Annotated in this window: 17 protein-coding genes; 7 read left to right on the forward strand and 10 right to left on the reverse strand. The window is 62.6% G+C overall.

Annotation, left to right across the window (positions count from 1 at the left end):
* Positions 1-142: 142 nt before the first annotated feature.
* Positions 143-1,936 carry a hypothetical protein gene (locus KRX51_RS09690; protein ID WP_218362943.1) on the forward strand — a complete coding sequence of 598 codons (1,794 nt, stop codon included), beginning with the start codon at positions 143-145 and terminating at the stop codon, positions 1,934-1,936.
* Between the two features lie 10 nt (positions 1,937-1,946).
* A complete protein-coding gene (locus KRX51_RS09695) occupies positions 1,947-2,570 on the forward strand; it encodes a hypothetical protein (protein ID WP_218362944.1) in 624 nt (207 codons plus the stop codon).
* On the opposite strand, the gene nadC is transcribed toward KRX51_RS09695, so the two are convergent.
* The 6 genes from nadC to bioB form a co-directional block, all read right to left on the reverse strand.
* Positions 2,571-3,413, reverse strand: coding sequence for a carboxylating nicotinate-nucleotide diphosphorylase (gene nadC / locus KRX51_RS09700; protein ID WP_218362945.1), 843 nt, complete (start codon positions 3,411-3,413; stop codon positions 2,571-2,573).
* Between the two features lie 4 nt (positions 3,414-3,417).
* On the reverse strand, positions 3,418-4,971 hold the full coding sequence (nadB, locus tag KRX51_RS09705; protein WP_218362946.1) for an L-aspartate oxidase: 1,554 nt from the start codon (positions 4,969-4,971) through the stop codon (positions 3,418-3,420).
* A gap of 37 nt (positions 4,972-5,008) precedes the next feature.
* Entirely contained in the window at positions 5,009-6,064 is a 1,056-nt protein-coding gene (nadA, locus tag KRX51_RS09710) for a quinolinate synthase NadA (protein ID WP_218363034.1), read from the reverse strand.
* Between the two features lie 185 nt (positions 6,065-6,249).
* Complete coding sequence (locus KRX51_RS09715) at positions 6,250-6,816, reverse strand: hypothetical protein (RefSeq protein ID WP_218362947.1); 567 nt, start codon at positions 6,814-6,816, stop codon at positions 6,250-6,252.
* 69 nt (positions 6,817-6,885) lie between these two features.
* Positions 6,886-7,188, reverse strand: a complete 303-nt coding sequence (locus KRX51_RS09720; RefSeq protein WP_218362948.1) for a hypothetical protein — start codon at positions 7,186-7,188, stop codon at positions 6,886-6,888.
* Between the two features lie 36 nt (positions 7,189-7,224).
* Positions 7,225-8,265, reverse strand: a complete 1,041-nt coding sequence (gene bioB, locus KRX51_RS09725) for a biotin synthase BioB (RefSeq protein WP_218362949.1) — start codon at positions 8,263-8,265, stop codon at positions 7,225-7,227.
* A 249-nt stretch (positions 8,266-8,514) separates the two neighbouring features.
* Between bioB and KRX51_RS09730 the strand changes: the two genes are divergently transcribed.
* Both KRX51_RS09730 and glgX read left to right on the forward strand, forming a co-directional pair.
* Positions 8,515-9,063: a TetR family transcriptional regulator gene (locus tag KRX51_RS09730; protein ID WP_218362950.1), complete on the forward strand. Its 549-nt coding sequence runs from the start codon at positions 8,515-8,517 to the stop codon at positions 9,061-9,063.
* A 384-nt stretch (positions 9,064-9,447) separates the two neighbouring features.
* Complete coding sequence (gene glgX, locus KRX51_RS09735) at positions 9,448-11,589, forward strand: glycogen debranching protein GlgX (protein ID WP_218362951.1); 2,142 nt, start codon at positions 9,448-9,450, stop codon at positions 11,587-11,589.
* Between the two features lie 103 nt (positions 11,590-11,692).
* Here the strand turns inward: glgX and KRX51_RS09740 are convergent, their stop codons facing one another.
* Positions 11,693-11,956, reverse strand: a complete 264-nt coding sequence (locus KRX51_RS09740) for a HigA family addiction module antitoxin (RefSeq protein ID WP_218362952.1) — start codon at positions 11,954-11,956, stop codon at positions 11,693-11,695.
* A 306-nt stretch (positions 11,957-12,262) separates the two neighbouring features.
* On the opposite strand from KRX51_RS09740, the gene KRX51_RS09745 reads away from it, so the two are divergent.
* Both KRX51_RS09745 and treY read left to right on the forward strand, forming a co-directional pair.
* Positions 12,263-13,681: an exonuclease domain-containing protein gene (locus tag KRX51_RS09745; protein ID WP_218362953.1), complete on the forward strand. Its 1,419-nt coding sequence runs from the start codon at positions 12,263-12,265 to the stop codon at positions 13,679-13,681.
* Between the two features lie 137 nt (positions 13,682-13,818).
* Entirely contained in the window at positions 13,819-16,278 is a 2,460-nt protein-coding gene (treY, locus tag KRX51_RS09750; protein WP_218362954.1) for a malto-oligosyltrehalose synthase, read from the forward strand.
* A gap of 56 nt (positions 16,279-16,334) precedes the next feature.
* Here the strand turns inward: treY and KRX51_RS09755 are convergent, their stop codons facing one another.
* From KRX51_RS09755 to KRX51_RS09765, 3 genes are all read right to left on the reverse strand, one after another.
* A complete protein-coding gene (locus tag KRX51_RS09755) occupies positions 16,335-16,721 on the reverse strand; it encodes an RNA-binding S4 domain-containing protein (protein WP_218362955.1) in 387 nt (128 codons plus the stop codon).
* A gap of 7 nt (positions 16,722-16,728) precedes the next feature.
* On the reverse strand, positions 16,729-16,965 hold the full coding sequence (locus KRX51_RS09760; protein WP_218362956.1) for a hypothetical protein: 237 nt from the start codon (positions 16,963-16,965) through the stop codon (positions 16,729-16,731).
* A gap of 107 nt (positions 16,966-17,072) precedes the next feature.
* A complete protein-coding gene (locus KRX51_RS09765; protein WP_218362957.1) occupies positions 17,073-17,720 on the reverse strand; it encodes a YigZ family protein in 648 nt (215 codons plus the stop codon).
* Between the two features lie 62 nt (positions 17,721-17,782).
* Here KRX51_RS09765 and treZ point away from each other — a divergent pair, with 62 nt between their 5' ends.
* Complete coding sequence (gene treZ / locus KRX51_RS09770; RefSeq protein ID WP_218362958.1) at positions 17,783-19,609, forward strand: malto-oligosyltrehalose trehalohydrolase; 1,827 nt, start codon at positions 17,783-17,785, stop codon at positions 19,607-19,609.
* The last annotated feature ends 36 nt before the right edge of the window (positions 19,610-19,645 follow it).

Consider the following 19,645-nt stretch of genomic DNA (forward strand, 5'->3'; position numbering starts at 1 on the left):
TCCGTAGTAGCTGCCGCGCCTCATGCACCGCCGAGAAAACGGGCATGGGCGCGTCCAAAAACACTTAGGGATCTCAGCATAGCGACCAGCCTGGACCACAGCCGCGTTGCACCTCGGGGCGGCGAAGCTCCACAATGTCCCAATGGTCTGGTGGGACAACGACGAGCACAACAGCGACACGGCAACTGCACCGAGCGCGGCCACAACAGAGCAACCCCCGGCAATCCCGGCACGGCTGCCGCTGGTCGCGCCGCAGCCGGTGCCCGAAGAACTCCCGGAACTTCTGGCCTTCTCCCGCCACGCCGCCCAGAACCTCAACCATGTGGCCAGCTGGCGTGCGGTAAGCGCTTTCGCCCGGGACCACTGGCTTGACGACGGCCACGACCTGCCCACAGACCTCGCAGGTGAGTTCTACGCGCTGCGGCACGCTGTCGCCGACCAGCTTGAACTAGCTGAGGAAGCCGCCGAGGCCCGCAAGGACTGGCTGGACTGGGCAATGCGGGAAAACCGCCCCGACGCTGTTTTACATGCCCGCGCATTTTCCGCATTCGCCGAAGCTGAGCGCTATGCCGACGCCCACGGCGCACCGGAGGTGCCCACCGACTCCGAGGTTCCCGAACTTATCGGGATCACCGCGTCCATTCTGGACCTGTCCTATGACGGCAAAGCCCCCTACCAGGCTGCGCTCGCGGCGACGGTGACAGGCGCTGCGGCTTCACTGTGCCGCCGCCATGACCTTGCCCGGGCCTTAGAGCAGTGGGCGGCCCGACATGCCCCGCGCCGTTCTGCCTCCGATGACCGCCGGCTGCTGCAGGCCCAGATTGTCCACGGCAGCGGTGACCTTTCCGGTGCGGCCCGACTCTGCGACGAAGTGGCCACCGACCCCGAGGGGGAACCGGTGACCTCCACAATCGAGGCCCGGCAAATGTTGGCCTGGCTTTCCCTGGAGGCGGGGGAAGAAGACGAAGCTATCCGGCAGTTGCGTCCGGTAGCTGAGGCAACCGTCACCCTGGATCTGACTGTGGCGGGGCTGCGTTCCCACCGGCTATTGGCTGCCTTACTCAATGGTCGTGGCGAATACGCCGAGGCGCGTCTGCACACCACCCGCGCACTCGCCCACGCCCGCGGTATGCCGGTCAATCCACTGACCATGGATATCGAGCTCATCTTGGCGCGGTCCCTTTTCGATGCCGGGGAGCATGACGAGGCGTTGCGGCGCGCGGAGCCGGTGGCGCAGTGGTCGATGCTGTCGCCTGATGAGGAGCGCACCGACGCCGCGTACACCATTGCTGCTGCCAGCGCTGCGGCCATTGGTGATGGTGCCCGCGCTACCCGGCTGCTGCTCGAACATGCCGGGCACCTGCTGCGCATTGGTGATAGCCAGGGCGCGTCGTCAGCGCTGCGCCAGTGCGCCCGCGGTCTCGCCCAGCCCGGCACGGTGGCGCCGAATGCGGTGGGGCCGATTGCTGCGGTGCTGCACCGAGAGCTCGATAATGCTGATACCGGTGGTGGTGCCGATACTGATGAGGCGATGGATCTGCGCCACGCCCCTTCCGATATGAGTTCGGCGTTGACAGATGCCGGGTACGGGGTGGTGCTCGAGCTGGCCGAGGAGATGATGATCCGCGCCCGCGAGCTGATCTCCGATGGGTGGTCGATCGCCGATTGGCATGATGACCTGGCCTATATCTACTGGGCTTCTGGTCGGGAGGACTTAGCGCTAGGCCACGTCGATACTGCTGCGGCGGGGTATTTGGAATCCGGTGATGGTGTGGAATCCGCCCGGGCACTGCTGACCGGTGTGCGGTGCTGCTTGGACCGCGATGACACTGCCGGGGCGGGACGTTATGCCAACCGGATTGACCAGTTGCTGCCGCAGAATAATTGGGAGGGCCATCCGGTCCGGGAGGCGTTAGCGGAGCTGCTGGGCGACTAGGCTGGGCGCCATGTCGCACCCGACCGAACCCACGATCACTGACGACCCGCAGCAGCTGCTAGACGAGGCCCGCTCATATGCCGAGCAGGGTCACCTATGGCTGGCTGCCGACACGCTCATGGCCGGTTATGCCCAGTTTGAGGCTGCCGGACGGACTCCCCAGCAGCACGACTCTATGGGACGGCCGATCCGGGGCACGTCAGTGGATTTGATGGAGGCTGCGGCCAAATGGCTTGAAGCCCTGGATTCGGTGGAGTCCCACGCCACCGATGTCCAGGCGGAGCAGGCCCCCTCGGGTACGGATGAAAATGTGCCGCCGCGGGATCTTCGGTGGGCGCAGTGGCACACCATTAGTGGCAATACGGAGATGAAGCGGGACCGGTTTGGCCGGGCCATCGACCACCTTGAATTAGCCTCCGGTATTTATGAAACCGCTGGCCTGCTGACTGTGGCAGTGCCGTTGGTGGCGGCGTTGGTGCAGTGTTATCTCGCCGTTAATGATGCCCCGCGTGCGGAGCTGGCGCTGCACCGGCTGCGCCGCATTCTCAGCGTCGATCCTTCGCTTGCCGACGGGATGGGCGAGAATATCGACGCCCTCGCCGCTGCCGTGGCCGATCGTCTCGCCGCGGAGTAGTTAAAAATCCAGGCCAAGGTCGAGGACCCGAACTGAATGGGTCAATGCCCCCACGGCGAGGAAATCCACACCGCAGCGGGCGTACTCGCGGGCCATCTCCAAGGTCAGTCCACCGGAGGACTCCAGTTGGGTTGCTGGGGATATCTTCGCTCGCTTCTGCGCGGCAACCTGGGTTTCCCACAATTCGAAATTGTCCAGCAGCACCAATTCCGGTTTTTCGGCCAGGACGTCACTTAACTGGGTGAGGTTGTCGACCTCGACTTCGCAGCGCAATTCCGGATAGGCCTTGCGCACCCGCGCTAAGGCGGGCACTACTCCCCCGGCCGCGGCGACGTGATTGTCCTTAATCATCGCCTCATCACCCAGGCCCATGCGGTGGTTCATGCCGCCACCGCAGGACACCGCATATTTTTGGAGATTGCGCATACCTGGCAGGGTTTTCCGGGAATCACGGATTGTCGTTCCGGTACCGGCAACCGCATCCACCCAGCGCCGGGTTTCCGTGGCGATGCCGCAGGCGTGGGTCAACAGATTGAGCAGGGTGCGCTCAGCGGTCAGCAGCCCCCGAGTCGGGGCGGAGATATCGGCAATGACAGTGCCCGCCACAACCCGCTCACCGTCACTGACGTGCAGATCCACTTCATAGTTATCGGCAATGACTTCGGACAGAGCCCATTCGATGACCTCCCCGGCGGCAACGATGCCGCTACCGCGCGAGACGATCTGCGCGTGGCTGCGCTGGTGGGCGCTGACCGTGGCCAATGAGGTCACGTCCGGGCCGTAGGCAAGGTCTTCTTGGAGCGCGGTGCGGATGAGTCCACGGGTGGTTCGCTCGTCGAGCATGGGGTTAATTGTCCTTGTCGTCGGTGCGGGTATGGCAACCCAGGGTCTGCGTGCGCGCAAGCGCGGCGGCGACCACACTGCGGGCCACGGTCACCGGGCCAGAGTCGGGCAGTTTGTCCAGTTCAGCCGCAGCAGCACTGAGACTGTCATGGGTGCGCATCACTCCAGCACCCACTGTCATTGCCGCCTGCATCGCCAACCGGTCCTTATCGCCCAGTTGGGGCCGCTGCAGGCCACGGGGACGCTGCGGCCAGGCGACGGTATTCGCCGCTGCTGGGGCGCTGACCTCAGGCCAGTGCCCAGACCCGGCAGCAATATCTTCGGCGGCTGCCTTACCGACGACGAGTCCTTCCAGCAGGGAATTAGACGCCAGTCGGTTCGCTCCATGCAGGCCGGTGCGGGCACACTCCCCGACCGCGTAAATACCGGGAACTCGGGTGTGCCCAACGGTGTCGGTGACAATGCCGCCACAGCTGTAGTGCACGGCCGGGGCTACCGGCAACAGGTGCTTGGCAGGGTCAAGGCCCATGCTCTGGCAGCCTTGGGTCACCGTCGGGAAACGCTGATGGATACCCCGGATCATCCGGGCGTCAAGGTAGACGTGGTCGGTGTCTGTCTGGTGCATTCGGGCAGCGATAGCCCGGGAAACGATATCGCGCGGGGCCAGGTCACCGCGCGGGTCGACGGTGTTCATAATGTCGTCGCCAGTGCAGTCGACAAGATGCGCGCCCTCACCGCGTAGCGCTTCGGTCAGCAGTGGACGCCGCCCCTGGGCTTTAGCGTCGAATAGCACCGTGGGGTGGAACTGGATGAATTCCAGATCCGCCAGCTCAGCACCAGCGTCGGCAGCCAACATGTGGCCATCCCCCAGCGCCCCCGTCGGCGCCGTCGTCACCTGCCACAAATGCCCCAACCCGCCGGTGGCGATGACGACCTTATTCGTGCTGACAAGCCCCGGCCCGCGTGGATCGCGCACCACCACACCAGCGCAGTGGCCGTCGGCACGCAAGATTTCCACCGCCGAGGCGTTCTGGAGCAACCGGATACCACCCACACTGCGCTCCAAGGCACGCTGAATCTCCGCGCCGGTAGCATCACCACCAGCATGAATAATGCGGCGATGACTATGGGCTCCCTCTCGAGTGCGGGCATAGGGGCCGCTTTCCACCCGGTCAAAATCAGCGCCGTGGTCAATTAACCACTGCACAGCCAACGCCGCATTGGAAAGAATCGTGTGCACAGCTGCGGGGTCACAATGCCCAGCACCAGCGGCAATCGTGTCGGACACATGACTGGCCACACTGTCATGGCCACCAGGGCCGCACGGGGCGTCGGAAAGCCCCACCACCGCTAAACCGCCCTGGGCAAGATTCGTCGCCGCCCGACGAAACCGCGGATACGGCCTCGCCCCAGCACGCCAGGTGCCCTTATCAATCAGCAGCACATCAGCACCAAGCTCCCGAGAGCGTTGGGCAGCGCTCAGACCGGCCACCCCAGCACCAATGACCAGAACGTCGCAGTGGCTGTACCAATCCCAGTCCGCCGAGTGAAAACTCATACTCCTGTTTCTACCCTGCCGCAGGCCCACCCCTGGGCTATTCCCCACCGCCGGGGTTACCAATAGCAATCATGCGTTCCACAGAAGCGCGGGCCTTGGCAGCAGTGTCCTCATCAACAATGACCTCATCGGCATTGTCCCGCAGGCACCGCAATAAGGCTGCTGGGGTGATCATTTTCATATACGGGCAGGACGCGCGTTCATTGACTGCGGCGAAATCCACACTCGGGGCGGCCTTATGCAGCTGGTGCAGCATGCCGATCTCAGTGGCGACTAAGACCTTATTCGTCCCGTCGGTACCGGCCTTCGTCGCCGCGGTGAGCATCTCACCCGTGGAAAGCATATGCACCCGCTTCGGGTCGATCGTGCCCTCACCGGCGAGATAGATGGCGCTATTGGCGCAACCACACTCGGGGTGAATATAAAGATCCGCCTCGGGATTATCGGCTGCCCGGCGGGCAAGTTCCGCACCATTGATATTGGCGTGCACATGGCACTCACCGGACCAAATATGGATATTGTCCCGGCCGGTTTCACGCTTCACATGGGCGCCGAGGAACTGATCCGGGCCGAAAAGAACTTCTGTATCCGGATCGATAGAGGCCACCACATCCACCGCATTGGAGGAGGTGCAGCAAATATCGGTCTCGGCCTTCACATCAGCGGTGGTGTTGACGTAGCTGACCACCACCGCCCCGGGGTGCTCTGTTTTCCACTCGCGCAGCTCATCGGCGGTAATCGAGTCCGCCAGGGAGCAGCCGGCGCGGGCGTCGGGGATGAGCACGGTTTTGTCGGGGCTGAGGATTTTGGCGGTCTCGGCCATGAAGTGCACACCGCAGAAAATGATCACATCAGCATCAGTATCGGCGGCGATGCGAGACAGGCCAAGAGAGTCACCGGTGTAGTCAGCGATGTCCTGAATCTCGGGCAGCTGGTAGTTATGCGCCAAGATGACGGCATTGCGCTGTTTGGCCAGGTGGCGAATCTCATCGACCCAAGCGTTATCGGCGGTGATGCCGGTATAGCCGTCGGGAGTATCGGTGATAGTGCCAAGGGCGGACACGTGTGTTCCCTTCGTGGGCGCAGCGCCGATCCCACCGGCACTGCCGGGTGAGGCTGGTCAGGTGCGACAACTATGGAACTGTGGCGAACGTGGGCTGTCGCACGCAGGCCACGGAGTGTGCTGGGTGGGCACGCTCCGCGGGGGATGTGTCCGAAATACTAATACCCCCGCCCCCACCGCTTGCTATCGAGGCCCCCTACCGGGCGCAGCGGCGCCTATTCGGCATCGCTGTCATCACCGTCATCACCGGGGCCACTGAAGAGAATGCCTAACCAGAAAGCGAACATCGCGAAGAAAGGCGCGATGGCCAGGTTCACTACTCCCCCGGCCTTAGGCACCACCTCAACAACACTGCCGACGGGCAGGTCGGTGATATCGGGCTGTCGAATACCGCCGATGAAATCACCAAAAACGGCGACACCGAATGCCCCCGCCAGAGCGCACACCCCCACCCAGAGCATGCTGACCAGGTTCTGCCGAGTCGCGAATTGCCGCAACCCCAGCATGCCGACGATGAGTCCCACACCAGCGGCGATGGCGAGCATGATGAGCATGCCGACAAAACCGGCGGCACCGTCGCCAGGCAACACCTCGATCATGCCGCCCTCGGCGAGGGTGACGGTCTGGGTCGGGCGGGCGAGTCCGAAACCAACGCCGCCGCCGGCCCCCATCGCCATGGCAAGCAATAACAGGCCCGCGGAATCACCGATCTGGGTGAACAACGAGGGGCGCCGCTGCGTGGAGTCAGTAGCGGTGGGTGCGGAATTCGTTGGATCGGTCATACCGAAGAAGCTACCGGTCGCAGTCGGAGGATGGAACTACGCCGGGGCTGATGTCGGGCACAGCTGGGCCTAGCGCCGCTCCAGGGCGGCCGAGTCGACCTCACCGTGGCGCGAGCACACCGCGGACCACCCATCCGGGCGGACCTGAACCACCATCTTGCGGCCACACAGTTGGCAAAACCGTGGGGCTTCCAACCCAGCGCGGGCACCATAACTGTGCTGCGGGGATTGGTTAGTGGACAGGTCATCACCGGTGAACGGGTCGAAGACTGGGGCATCACCCAACACGATGGCGCGCAATAACTCGTGGGAGTCGGGGATGCGGGGCCGACCCGGCCATTTCGGCACCGGCCGGGAGGTGGGCTCGTTCATGGGCTGACTATATCTACTTCCCTGCTGGTCAATGGGTTATACCGAGGCGTTGAGGGCCTTAATCGGCAGGCGGATTTTGCCGAGCATATCGAGATCCTGCTCCGCCGGGCGGCCCAGGGTGGTCAGGTAATTACCAACGATAATGGCGTTAATGCCGCCCAAGAGTCCCTTCTCGGCGCCGAGATCGCCCAGGGTGAGCTCGCGGCCGCCGGCGAAACGCAGGATGGTCTTCGGCAGCGCTAGGCGGAATGCGCCAATAGCGCGCAGGGCGTCGGCAGCCGGCATGGGTTCACGGCCGGCAAAAGGGGTACCCGGGCGCGGGTCGAGGAAGTTCATCGGCACCTCGGTGGGGTCGAGTTCTTGTAAGTCGATGGCGAACTCGGCGCGCTGTTCAAGGCTTTCACCCATGCCGAGGATGCCGCCGCAGCAGACCTCCATGCCTGCCTCGCGGACCAGTTGCAGCGTGTCGTGGCGGTCCTCCCAGGAGTGGGTGGTGACAACCTGCGGGAAGTACGACCGGGCGGTCTCCAGATTGTGGTTATAGCGGTGCACACCAGCCTTGGCCAGGCGGTCTACTTGTTCCTGGGTGAGGATGCCAATAGAGGCGGCGATATTGATATCGACCTCGGCGTGGATGGCGGCAACAGCCTGCTCAAGCTGGGACAGTAGGCGCTCGTCGGGGCCTTTGACTGCAGCGACGATGCAGAATTCGGTGGCGCCGGTCTTCGCGGTCTGTTTGGCGGCGTCGATCAGCGCCGGGATGTCCAGCCAGGCGGAACGCACCGGGGATTCGAATAGGCCGGATTGGGAACAGAAATGGCAATCTTCGGGGCAGCCGCCGGTTTTGAGGCTGATGATGCCCTCGGTTTCGATTTCTTCGCCGCACCAGCGCAGTCGTACCTCGTGGGCGAGGGCCAGGAGGTCTTCGATGTGTTCGTCGGGAAGCTGTAGGACGCGCAGGGTTTCTTCTTGGGACAGGCCTTCGCCGCGGGTGAGTGCTTTTTCCCGGGCGAGCTTGAGGATTGGGGGAAGGTCGGCGGCCGGGGTGGCCGAGTCTTCGGTGAGGGTGCGGGTCATGGGTGAGTTCCTCCAGTACCGGCTGGCGTGCCGTTGGTGTTTTCTCCGGGGTGCTCATGGGGTTGCATGAACACCGTTCGGTTACTTTGTTGGTGAATATACCCGCCACCTCGAACAGTGTTCAGTTTTTGTGGCGACTTGTCCCAATTATCCCGCCGCTGACCCCCTACCAGCACGTTATGCCCTGGCATGCGGATAATTGCCCAGGTTCATCCCCCACGTCTGCCCAGCTGCACTACCGTGGACTTCGTGCAGCTCAGCAAGGACATCATTATCGACGCCGCCGTCGAGATTCTGGATAACTACGGCCTCCCGGACCTGACCATCCGCCGTCTCGCACGCCATCTCAACGCCGCCGCCGGAGCCATGTACTGGCACTTCCCATCCAAACAGGCACTCCTGGGAGGCGTAGCTGAGCGCATCCTCGCCGAAGCAGGCACCCCAACCGGCACCGGGGATTGGCGTCTCGACGTGACCGCCTACGCTTTTTCCCTCCGCGAAGCGCTTATTGCACATAATGATGGCGCCGAGGTCGTCGCAGCCGCCCTGGCCGCAGCCACCCTGGACACCTCCCCTGCAGCTATCTTCAGCGACCTCTTACTCCCACTGGGGTTGCCTGCCGACGATCGCGCCGACGCCTCAGCAACACTGCTCTACTTCGTTCTCGGCGCCACCGTCGATGAGCAGACAGCAAAGCTAGCCAGGGCCGAGACACAACACACCACTGACCCGGCCGCGCGGCTGCGTCGCGGCGTGACCATCATTACCGCTGGCATCGCGGCCAACGCGGGCCGCTGACAAAGAATCAGGACAGTGGAGCCAAAACATAAAAAACGGCCCTTTTTTTGGGTTTCGACACCACCAGCGACCGGCTTAACCAAAGAAACCGGGACTTCTTTGGTTTAGCGCGGCTACACGGGCTCGCCGAGGAGGAACTGTCTGGCCTTCACCGAGGCTTGTATCAAGGAGCTCGGTGTGTCCTAGTCCTGGAGGTCAATTCGTGGCTCGACGTCACCCAAGCCGTCGGCATGCAAGCCCCAGGCGTGCGGTACCGCAATCGAGCACGAGGTGGACAGCATTCACCTCGCGCCACGCCGAGCCGATCAGCAACCGCGCAGCTCACCCGGTGGCGGGGCTCACGCAATAACGAAAAGTAGACTCGATGGCACTATGGTTCACCATATGACTAACGCGATTTCAGAAGACGAACTTCAGGTCTGGCCCGGCGATGCTTATCCGCTCGGTTCGACCTACGACGGCGCAGGCACCAATTTCGCGTTGTTCTCTGACATCGCTGACAGCGTGGAACTTTGCCTGATCAGTGAGGAAGGCAAAGAAACCCGCATCACCCTCGAAGAGGTCGACGCACATATCTGGCACTGCTACCTGCCCGGCATCATGCCCGGACAGCGCTACGCCTACCGCGTCCACGGCCCCTACGATCCGGCCAATGGTCACCGCTGCGACCCTAATAAGCTGCTGGTCGATCCCTATGCCAAGGCCTTCGACGGCGAATTCGACGGCGACAGCAGCCTGTTCAGCTACGACATTCACAACCCCAGCGAGCGCAATTACGAGGACTCCCTGGGCCACACGATGACCTCAGTGGTCATCAACCCCTTCTTCGACTGGGCCGCTGACCGGCAGCCGCGCACCCCCTATAACGAAACGGTCATCTACGAAGCCCACGTCAAGGGTATGACGATGAACCATCCCGATATCCCGGAGGCCCTGCGCGGCACCTACGCTGGCCTGGCTCACCCGGCGATTATCGATTACCTGAAGGACCTGGGCGTCACCGCCATCGAACTGATGCCGGTTCACCAGTTCCTCCAGGATGATCGGCTGCGCAGCCTGGGACTGCGTAACTACTGGGGCTATAACACCTTCGGCTTCCTTGCCCCGCACCACGATTACGCCAGCTCAACAAAGCCCGGCGGTGCCGTCCCCGAGTTCAAGGGCATGGTGCGTGCCTTCCACGATGCCGGTATCGAGGTCATCCTGGACGTGGTCTATAACCACACCGCTGAGGGCAACCACCTAGGCCCCACCATCTGTTTCCGCGGTATCGATAACTCGGCTTATTACCGGCTGATGGAAGACGACCGCCAGCACTACATGGACTACACCGGCACCGGTAACAGTCTGAATGTGCGCCACCCGCACACGCTGCAGCTCATCATGGATTCGCTGCGGTACTGGGTCACGGAAATGCATGTCGACGGCTTCCGCTTCGACCTGGCTTCCACGCTTGCCCGCGAGTTCCACGACGTCGACCGCCTCTCCGCGTTCTTCGATCTGGTCCAGCAGGACCCGGTGGTTTCCCAGGCCAAGCTCATCGCCGAGCCTTGGGATGTGGGCGAAGGCGGCTACCAGGTCGGTAATTTCCCGCCTCAGTGGACCGAATGGAACGGTAAATACCGCGACACTATTCGTGATTTCTGGCGCGGCGAACCGGCCACCCTCGGCGAGTTCGCTTCCCGCATCACCGGTTCATCGGACCTGTATGCCAATAACGGCCGCCGCCCCACTGCGTCGATCAACTTCATCACCGCCCACGACGGCTTCACCATGTATGACCTGGTGAGCTATAACCACAAGCACAATGCAGCCAATGGTGAGGATGACCGCGACGGCGAGTCGCATAACCGTTCCTGGAACTGTGGTGTTGAGGGCTGGACCGATGATGAAACCATCCTGCGGTTGCGTGCCCAGCAGCAACGCAACTTCCTGACCACGCTATTGCTCTCCCAGGGCACGCCGATGATTTCGCATGGCGACGAGATGTCTCGGTCCCAGCGCGGCAATAACAACGTCTACTGCCAGGACAATGAGCTTTCCTGGATTGACTGGAACCAGGTCAACACCAATTCCGAGATGGTGGAGTTCACCCAGTTCCTTATTGAAATGCGCGCCGAGCACCCGGTGTTCCGTCGCCGTCGCTTCCTGCGCGGTGGCCCGCTGGGCGCTGAGACCGACGATCGCGATATCGCCTGGCTCACCCACGCCGGCCGGGTGATGACCCCGGAGGACTGGGACTTCGATTTCGGTAAGTCGCTTATGGTCTTCCTCAATGGCAAGTGCATCGAGGAACCTGATTCGCGCGGTCACCGCATTATTGATGACTCGTTCTTGATGTGCATCAACGCCCACTATGAGGACATTGACTTCCAGGTTCCGGGCACGGAGTACTCCAGTGAGTGGACTGTGGTGGTCGACACCTCGGAGATCCTTGGTCGTCCGGCTGATGAACGCATCGTCACTGCGGAAGGCGAATTGCGAGTGCCTGCCCGTTCGACGATTGTGCTGCAAGAGCACCACTAATTCTGCGTCCGCAGAAATAAAGCTCCGCCCCCTCCATGCTGTCGTGGAGGGGGCGGAGTTTTTGTGTGGATTAAGCCCTTGGGTCAGGGCGAGTGAGAAGGGGTTAGGCGGCCAGGCGCGAGTCGTAGCGCGCCTGGTGGTCGTGCCAGAATTTGGTGTCAGTATCGAAGTAGTTGGCTAGACGCTGAGCTAGGTCATCAGTGACGCGGGTGCGGCCACTGCGGAATCGTTCAAGGGTAGAGCTCGGTACGTTAATTGCTACGGCCAGACGGTGAATGCTCAGGCCACGCGGGGCAAGAAAACGTTCGGTCATGACTGCGCCGGGGTGCGGCTGTGCACCATTGGGTGTGCTGGTGGGAGTCGACATATATCGGCCATTCCTTCCAGGGTGAAGCAGGAGTGTGGCAACTATCGGCATGGGTTTTACGCCGACTGCAACACCGTAACCCCCACACAGACAAAAATCAGACCACGTGATTGGTCTTGTTTTATGTTTATTTGGTTCCGAATCACCCAAATTGTACGACTACCAGGGCGAATATTGGTGAAGCAGATACATGTTTTAACGCAAAATTATCTAAAGGATCACCTGCCCGTAGTCTAAGTGACTCACATCACACCCTGGTTATTTGTGGTGCCACCAATGTCCAAGCAGCCATTAGCATCACTGGTTATGAACACCCCGTCGGATAGCCCCACACCTCACCACCGCACACCCACCCCGGCGGCGGTGGATATCGCACTATCGAGCGCCACAGTGCGCGTAAGTGCCAATAGCGTCACTGTCACCCAGACCGTGCGCGCCCGCGTATCCGACACCGGACCGGTGACCAGTCGCCCTCAGGCGTGCTGCCCCACATTGCAGATGGGACGGAAATTCCGGCCAGGTGAGCTGTCCTTCGACAGCCACTCCGCGCTGCCGGCAGTACGAGTCACCCCGTCGAATAATGCCGCTGCACTGGCCGTATGTCGGCTTATCGACGCAGCCTGCACCAGCCCAAGTATCTTCGAGCGCACCGTCGCAGCTGTACTGTCCGACGGTATTGCCCAGTGCACCCCGGCACCAGAAACCGACCAGCACTGGGAGCAACCCGCAGCACCGGCCCCCGCGCCGACCGCCTCGCCGGATACAGACCCAACAACAGCCGAAGGCCTCAATTTCGTCGCCTTCGATATTGAGACAGCCAATGCCAATAACGGGTCCATCTGCGCCATCGGCCTCGCCGTTGTCCGCGATGGCGACATCACCGAGACTCACTCCTGGCTTTGTCGCCCGCCTGCGGGCCTGGACTGTTTCGAATCCGCCAATATCGGGGTCCACGGGATCACTGCAGAAGACGTCGCAGATGCTCCCTCATTTGGCGAACGCCTCACCCAATTCTCACAAATAACAGCAGGCCAGACCGTTATCGCCCATAATGCAGCCTTCGATTTCAGTGGGCTCTATTCCGCGTGTAAAGCAGCAGGGCTGAACGCACCGGAACGCGATTTCGCCTGCACCCTGTGGTGGTCTCGTAAAGCAGGAGTCGACACCGTCGATAAGAAACTCCCCACCCTCGCCGCGGCCGCAGGTGCACCGCTTCTCCAGCATCACGACGCAGCTTCCGACGCGGTGGCCTGCGCACACATAGCACTGTGGCTGATGCGTTCCTACAGCACCAACCCCACCGCCGGGCCACGTGCATTCACCAAGGAACTGAACCTGAACCTAGGCCATATCAGCAACGACCGGCTCGACACCGGCGCCCGCAAAACCCGCCCGCACCAGAACCCGGCATGGGCAAAAGTCGCCACGCCCGACGTTGTCCCAGCCCCAAACCCCAACGCCGCCGCCGATAACCCGCTCTATGGCCACAACATCACTCTCACCGGCGAGTTCATGGCCTACACCAAAGGCCAACTATGGGAAGCCATAGCCGATCGCGGCGCCACCGTCGGCAAGGGTGTGACCAAGAAGACCACCATTGTTGTCGTCGGCCAGTGGAAAACCATGACCGGTAAAGAAAAACGTGCCCGCCAATTACAAGAACAAGGCCAAGCCATCGAGATCTGGCAGGCCGACGACCTATACCGGCATCTTGGCTGGCAGTAGCGTCGGCAAGCACATCAGCCAAGCAACCCACCGCTGCTGAACCGTCGCGATGTCCAGGTAGCCGATAGAGTAGGGCCAGCACCGGACCGGACTAGCCGGCATAACCGGACTTAAGTGAAAGGCGCGTGAAAGTCCCTATGGACCTTCGACCCATTACCTCTACCTACCGTCTGCAATTACGCGGCCCCAAGGCCGATGAGCAAGGCCGCGCCTTTACCTTCGCGGATGCCGCCGAGCTAGTGCCATACCTGGCCAAGCTGGGTATCTCGCACCTCTACCTCTCCCCCATCCTGACCTCGGTGCCGGAATCGAACCACGGCTATGACGTCATCGACCCCACCACCGTGAACCCGGAACTCGGTGGGATGACCGAGCTGCAAAAGCTTGCCGACGTCGCCCATAAGGCAGGTCTGGGCATCATTATCGACCTGGTTCCCAACCACCTCGGCGTCGATGACCCACAGGCCAACGCCTGGTGGTGGGACGTACTCACCTATGGCCAGGACTCCCAGTTCGAGCCCTATTTCGATATCGACTGGCATGAGGACAACGGCGCCGGCGGCAAGATGGGCCTGCCCGTGCTGGGGTCGGCAGACGATATCGACAAACTCGAGCTCGACACCAGCGGCGATGAACCGCTACTGCGCTACTACGACAATGTCTTCCCCGTTCGCCCCGGAACCGAAGACGGCACCCCACAGGAAGTGCACGACCGGCAGAGCTACCGCCTGATGTTCTGGCGCGACGGCATTATTGGTTACCGCCGTTTCTTCTCGGTCAACGGCCTGGCCGGTATCCGCCAGGAACACCCGGTGGTCTTCGAACACACCCACCGCGTGGTGCGTGAACTCATCGCCGCCGACATTATCGACGGTATCCGCATTGACCACCCCGATGGCCTGTCCGACCCATTCGCTTACCTCACCGAGCTGCGCCGCCTACTCGACAACGATAAATGGCTGGTCATTGAGAAGATCCTGGGCAGCACAGAGCCACTCGATCCGCGCCTGGCGGTCGACGGCACCACCGGCTACGACGCCCTATTCGAGTACGACAACGTCTTCATCAACCGTGAATCCCGCGACCAGCTGAGCATGCTGGCCCTGCAGCAATCCGGCTCCACCTGGGATGAGCAGGCAGTCTCAGCAACCGAACGGGCACTGAAATACGACGCGGCCAAGGGCGAACTCGCCGCTGAGGTGCGCCGTCTAGCCCGCGCCCTGCGTCGCGATAACTGGTCTACCGGCGGCGCCAATGTCGACGAGGAATTACTCATCGACACCATCTGCCAGCTGGTGGCCGCCATGCCGGTCTACCGCGCTGACTACGAATCGCTGTCTCGTGTGACGTCCACGGTCATTGCCGAAATGGTCGTGCGCTTCCCCTCCCGGGTTTTCGCCCTGGACCTTATCTCCGCAGGCCTGATTGCTCATGGTGAAGCAGCTACCCGCTTCGCCCAGGTCTGTGGTGCTGTCATGGCCAAGGGTGTGGAGGACACCACCTTCTACCGCGCCTGCCGCCTGGTGAGCACCCAGGAAGTCGGTGGCGACCCGGGCCGGTACGGCATGAGCTCTGCCGAGTACCACCTACTGCAGTCCGAGCGTGCCCGCCTGTGGCCGAAGACGATGACCACACTGTCCACCCACGACACCAAACGTGGCGAGGATGTGCGCGCACGCATTACCCAGCTTTCCGACGTCGCCGGCGACTGGTCAGAAAATGTCCGCTCCTGGCTTGCGGTCACCCCGGCTCCCGATGACGCTACCGGCTACTTCCTGCTGCAGAACATCATCGGCGTGTGGCCGGCCGACGGTGAGATCACCGACGAACTGCGCCAGCGGCTGCACGACTACGCCATTAAGGCCATGCGTGAGGCCGGCCAGCTCACCACCTGGACCGAACCCAATGAGGACCTGGAGCTGGCTATCCGGCACTGGATTGATGCACTCCTCGACGGCCCGGTCACTGATTCCATCACGGAGTTCGTGCGCCGGATCGCCCCGGCCGGTTGGGTCATGTCCTGGGGCCGCAAACTGCTGCAGTTGGCTGGCCCCGGTGTGCCGGACACCTACCAGGGCACCGAGTTCATTGAGGACTCCCTCGTGGACCCGGATAACCGTCGCTTCGTGGATTACGCGGCCCGGCGTTCTGCTCTCGATACTGCCTCGAATAACCCGGCCCCGACCGCGGTGCACCCCGAGCATGCCGACGCCCTGCCTGAAGGCTTCAGTGCTGATGACGCCGACCAGGTCAAACTGATGGTGACCCACGGTGGTCTCGCCGCCCGTAAGGAACGCCCCGAGTCCTTTATCGGCGGTTCTTACCAGCCGGTCTTCGCCGAAGGCACCGGCGAACGGTTCCTAGTCGGTTGCGCCCGCGGCCCGAAAAACGAGCCTGTCGACGTCATCGCGCTAACCACCCGCCGCCCAATCGGTCTGGCTGCTGCTGGCGGCTGGGGTGACACCACCGTCACCCTTCCCGAGGGGTACTGGACGGACACGTACACCGGCCGGACCTTCTCCGGCACGCTGACTGTGGCACATGTGTTCAGCAACTACCCGTTCGCATTGCTCATCAGTGAATCCGATGACAACTAGCTAACGGCACAACTCGTATCCCGCCGGTATCCGGGGTATCCCTGGGGCCGCGGGAGTCAGTTGCGGCCAAGTAGCCGGTCGATCTGGCGACGCTCCCGCTTCGTGGGCCGGCCAGCACCACGATCCCGCACCGGCGGGGCGGCGTAGAGCTCGCGCGGCGGCGGCGCCGGAGTGCGGTCGATATAGCAGGTACGGGCCACCGGGGCGCCCACCCGCTTCTTTATTGTGCGCTGGACTTCCACCACAGTTTCCTTGTGATGCGCCCATACCCGCACCTCATCGCCCGGCGCGACAAGCTGGGCGGGTTTAACCGCGTGACCGTTGAGCTTCACGTGTCCACCACGGCACGCCTCGGCCGCTGCCGAACGCGTTTTCAGCAGGCGCACCGCCCACACCCACGCATCGATACGCACTGGGGTGGAGTCGTCGACGTCCTTAGCCATAGCGTCGCTACTGCTGGTCGCGGTAGTTCACGATCTGCATGACCTTATAGGCGTTATACCCCGCCCCCACCAGACCGATGATGAGAAGGCAGAAAAACCAGGACCAGGAATCGGCCAGCAGGCCAATACCTACTGCGGCAACCACACCTCCACCACCGAATAGCGCGCCATTGCGGCTGTATGTACGCACCGCCTGCTTGCGCGCTTCGATTGGGTTAGCGGGGCGTCGCTGCAGATCACTCATAATTGACCATCCTAGACAGCCTTATGTGCCGGTGTACGTGGCATGTCGTTCACGGCAATACCGGATCGGGCGCTCACTTAGCCCAAACGCAGTCTCTGTGTGAGCGTTTATCGGCGCGGCGACTCGTACCACACCTCACCAGCAGCAACAGTGGTCAGCTCGCCATGTGACTGCGACTGCAAAAATCCCTCAAGTTTCTCTTCATCGCCCGGGGCCACCGCAATCCGGTGCGTCACCTGCTGGTGCCATTGGGTATCCACAACCTCAAAACCACCGGCGCGCAACTCCGCCTCAATCCGGCCCGCATCAGCAATATCAACACTGACCTCACGCAACTCCCACCGCCGGCGCTGGTGCACCTCAACCTTGGCCAACGCCTCGGACACAGCGTCGGAATACGCACGCACCAATCCCCCAGTGCCCAGCTTCACCCCACCGAAATAGCGCACCACAACAGCGGCGATATTGGTCATCCCAGAACCAGCCAACACATCCAACATCGGCCGGCCAGCTGTTCCCGACGGCTCACCGTCATCACTGGAGCGCTCCACCCGATTCGCCCCAGGCACCTGGTGAATATAGGCACTGCAATGGTGCCGGGCATCAGGAAAATCCGCCTTAGCGGTATCAATGAGCTCCCGGGCGGAGTGTTCATCGTCGGCACGCCCAATAAAAGTGATGAAGCGGGAACGTTTAATTTCAAGCTCACCGGTAACCAAGGTACCGGCGGCGGGAACAAGCAACGCTTCACTCATAACCCCCATTGTCCGCTATTTCGGTACGCAGTATCCAGGTGAACCGGGTTACTATCAGCGCCATGACGAATTACCGAGTCTGGGCACCGTACGCAGCAGAGGCCGAACTGGTCCTGGGTAGCAAAGACGAACCCAAGTACATCCCCATGAGTGCCGACCCGGCAGCCCCCGGCTGGTTCGAAGCCGACCGCGAACGCTCCACCGGTGAGCGCTACGCGTTCCGCCTCCGCGCCACCGACGGCCACGGCGCCCCGGAAGACAACGACGCCAACACCCCCGGCGACTGGACCATCCCCCTGCCCGACCCGCGCAGCCAACGCCAGCCCGACGGCCCACACGGCTTCTCCGAAGTCGTCGACCTCGCCTCCTACGACTGGACCGACGGCGACTGGACCGGACGTATCCTCCCCGGCGGACTCATCTACGAGATGCACGTCGGCACGTTCAGCGCCTCCGGCGACTTCACCGGCGTCGAAGAACACCTCGACCACCTCGTCGACCTCGGCGTGACCCACCTGGAAATCATGCCAATCAACCCCTTCGGCGGCGACCGCAACTGGGGCTACGACGGTGTCGGCTGGCACGCAGTACACGAAGGCTACGGCGGCCCGGCCGGCCTGCAGCGCCTCGTCGACGCCTGCCACCGCCGCGGCCTGGCCGTAGTGCTTGACGTGGTCTACAACCACTTCGGTCCCGACGGCAACTACGTCGGCTTCTTCGGCCCCTACACCTCCGGCGGCAACACCGGCTGGGGCGAGGTCGTCAACCTCACCGGCGATGACTCCGACGAGGTGCGCGCCTATATTCTCGACGCAGTACGCCAATGGTTTGTCGACTACCACATCGACGGACTGCGCCTGGATGCCGTACACGCCCTGCATGACGAGGGCGCATTCCACATCCTCGAACAAATGCAGGTGCTGGCCGACACTATCGCCGCCCGCACCGGCATTCCGCGCACCCTCATCGCCGAGTCCGACCAGAACGACCCGCGCCTCACCCGCGCCCGCGCCGCCGGCGGTTTCGGCCTTGCCGCCCAGTGGGACGACGACGTCCACCACGCCCTGCACACCCTGGTCTCCGGCGAAGACCACGCCTACTACGCCGACTTCGGCACCGTCGACGTCCTCGCCGAAACCCTGACCCGCGCCTTCTGGCACGCCGGGCGGATGTCGACCTTCCGTGGCCGCCACCACGGCCGCCAGCTGGATACCTCGGTCACACCGCTGTCCAGTTTCGTCACCTACACCACCACCCACGACCAGACCGGCAACCGCGCTATCGGCGACCGCCCGTCAATGAATCTCACTCCGGCCCAGCAGGCGCTGAAAGCCGCGGTCATCGCTTGTTCGCCGTTTACGCCGATGCTGTTCCAGGGTGAGGAGTGGGGCGCGTCCACCCCGTTCGCGTTCTTCTGCTCCCACGAGTCTGACCTGCTGCAACGACTGACCCGCGAAGGCCGTATGCGCGAGTTCGCCCGCTCCGGGTGGAACCCCGATGAGGTCGCCGATCCTTCGGCAGTGGAGACCTTCGATGGCTCCAAACTGAAGTGGGACGAGCGTGCCGACGCTGACCACGCCAGGCTTCTAGATGCTTACCGTGCACTATTTGGCCTGCGCAAGACCCGTACGGTGCTGCGCGACCCGTGGGCGGCCTCAGTGGAGACCGATATCGACCCGGACGGCCGGTGGTTGACGCTGACCCGGACCACTCCGGTGGAAAGCGGTGCCGACGACCGTGTTGTGCTGGTTGCGAATTTCTCCGATTCGCCCGTGACCGTGCCCGGTGCTGGCGACTTGGAGCTACTGCATACCTACGACGATGCCCCAGCCGCCCTCGGCGATGGCGTCATCGACCTGCCGGCCTGGGGTTACGCCATCCTCGGCTAGTCTTCCCTCGCCTTGGGTGGCGCTTGGGCGCCGCTT

It is taken from the genome of Corynebacterium sp. TAE3-ERU12, from assembly GCF_019209905.1.
Lineage (GTDB): Bacteria > Actinomycetota > Actinomycetes > Mycobacteriales > Mycobacteriaceae > Corynebacterium.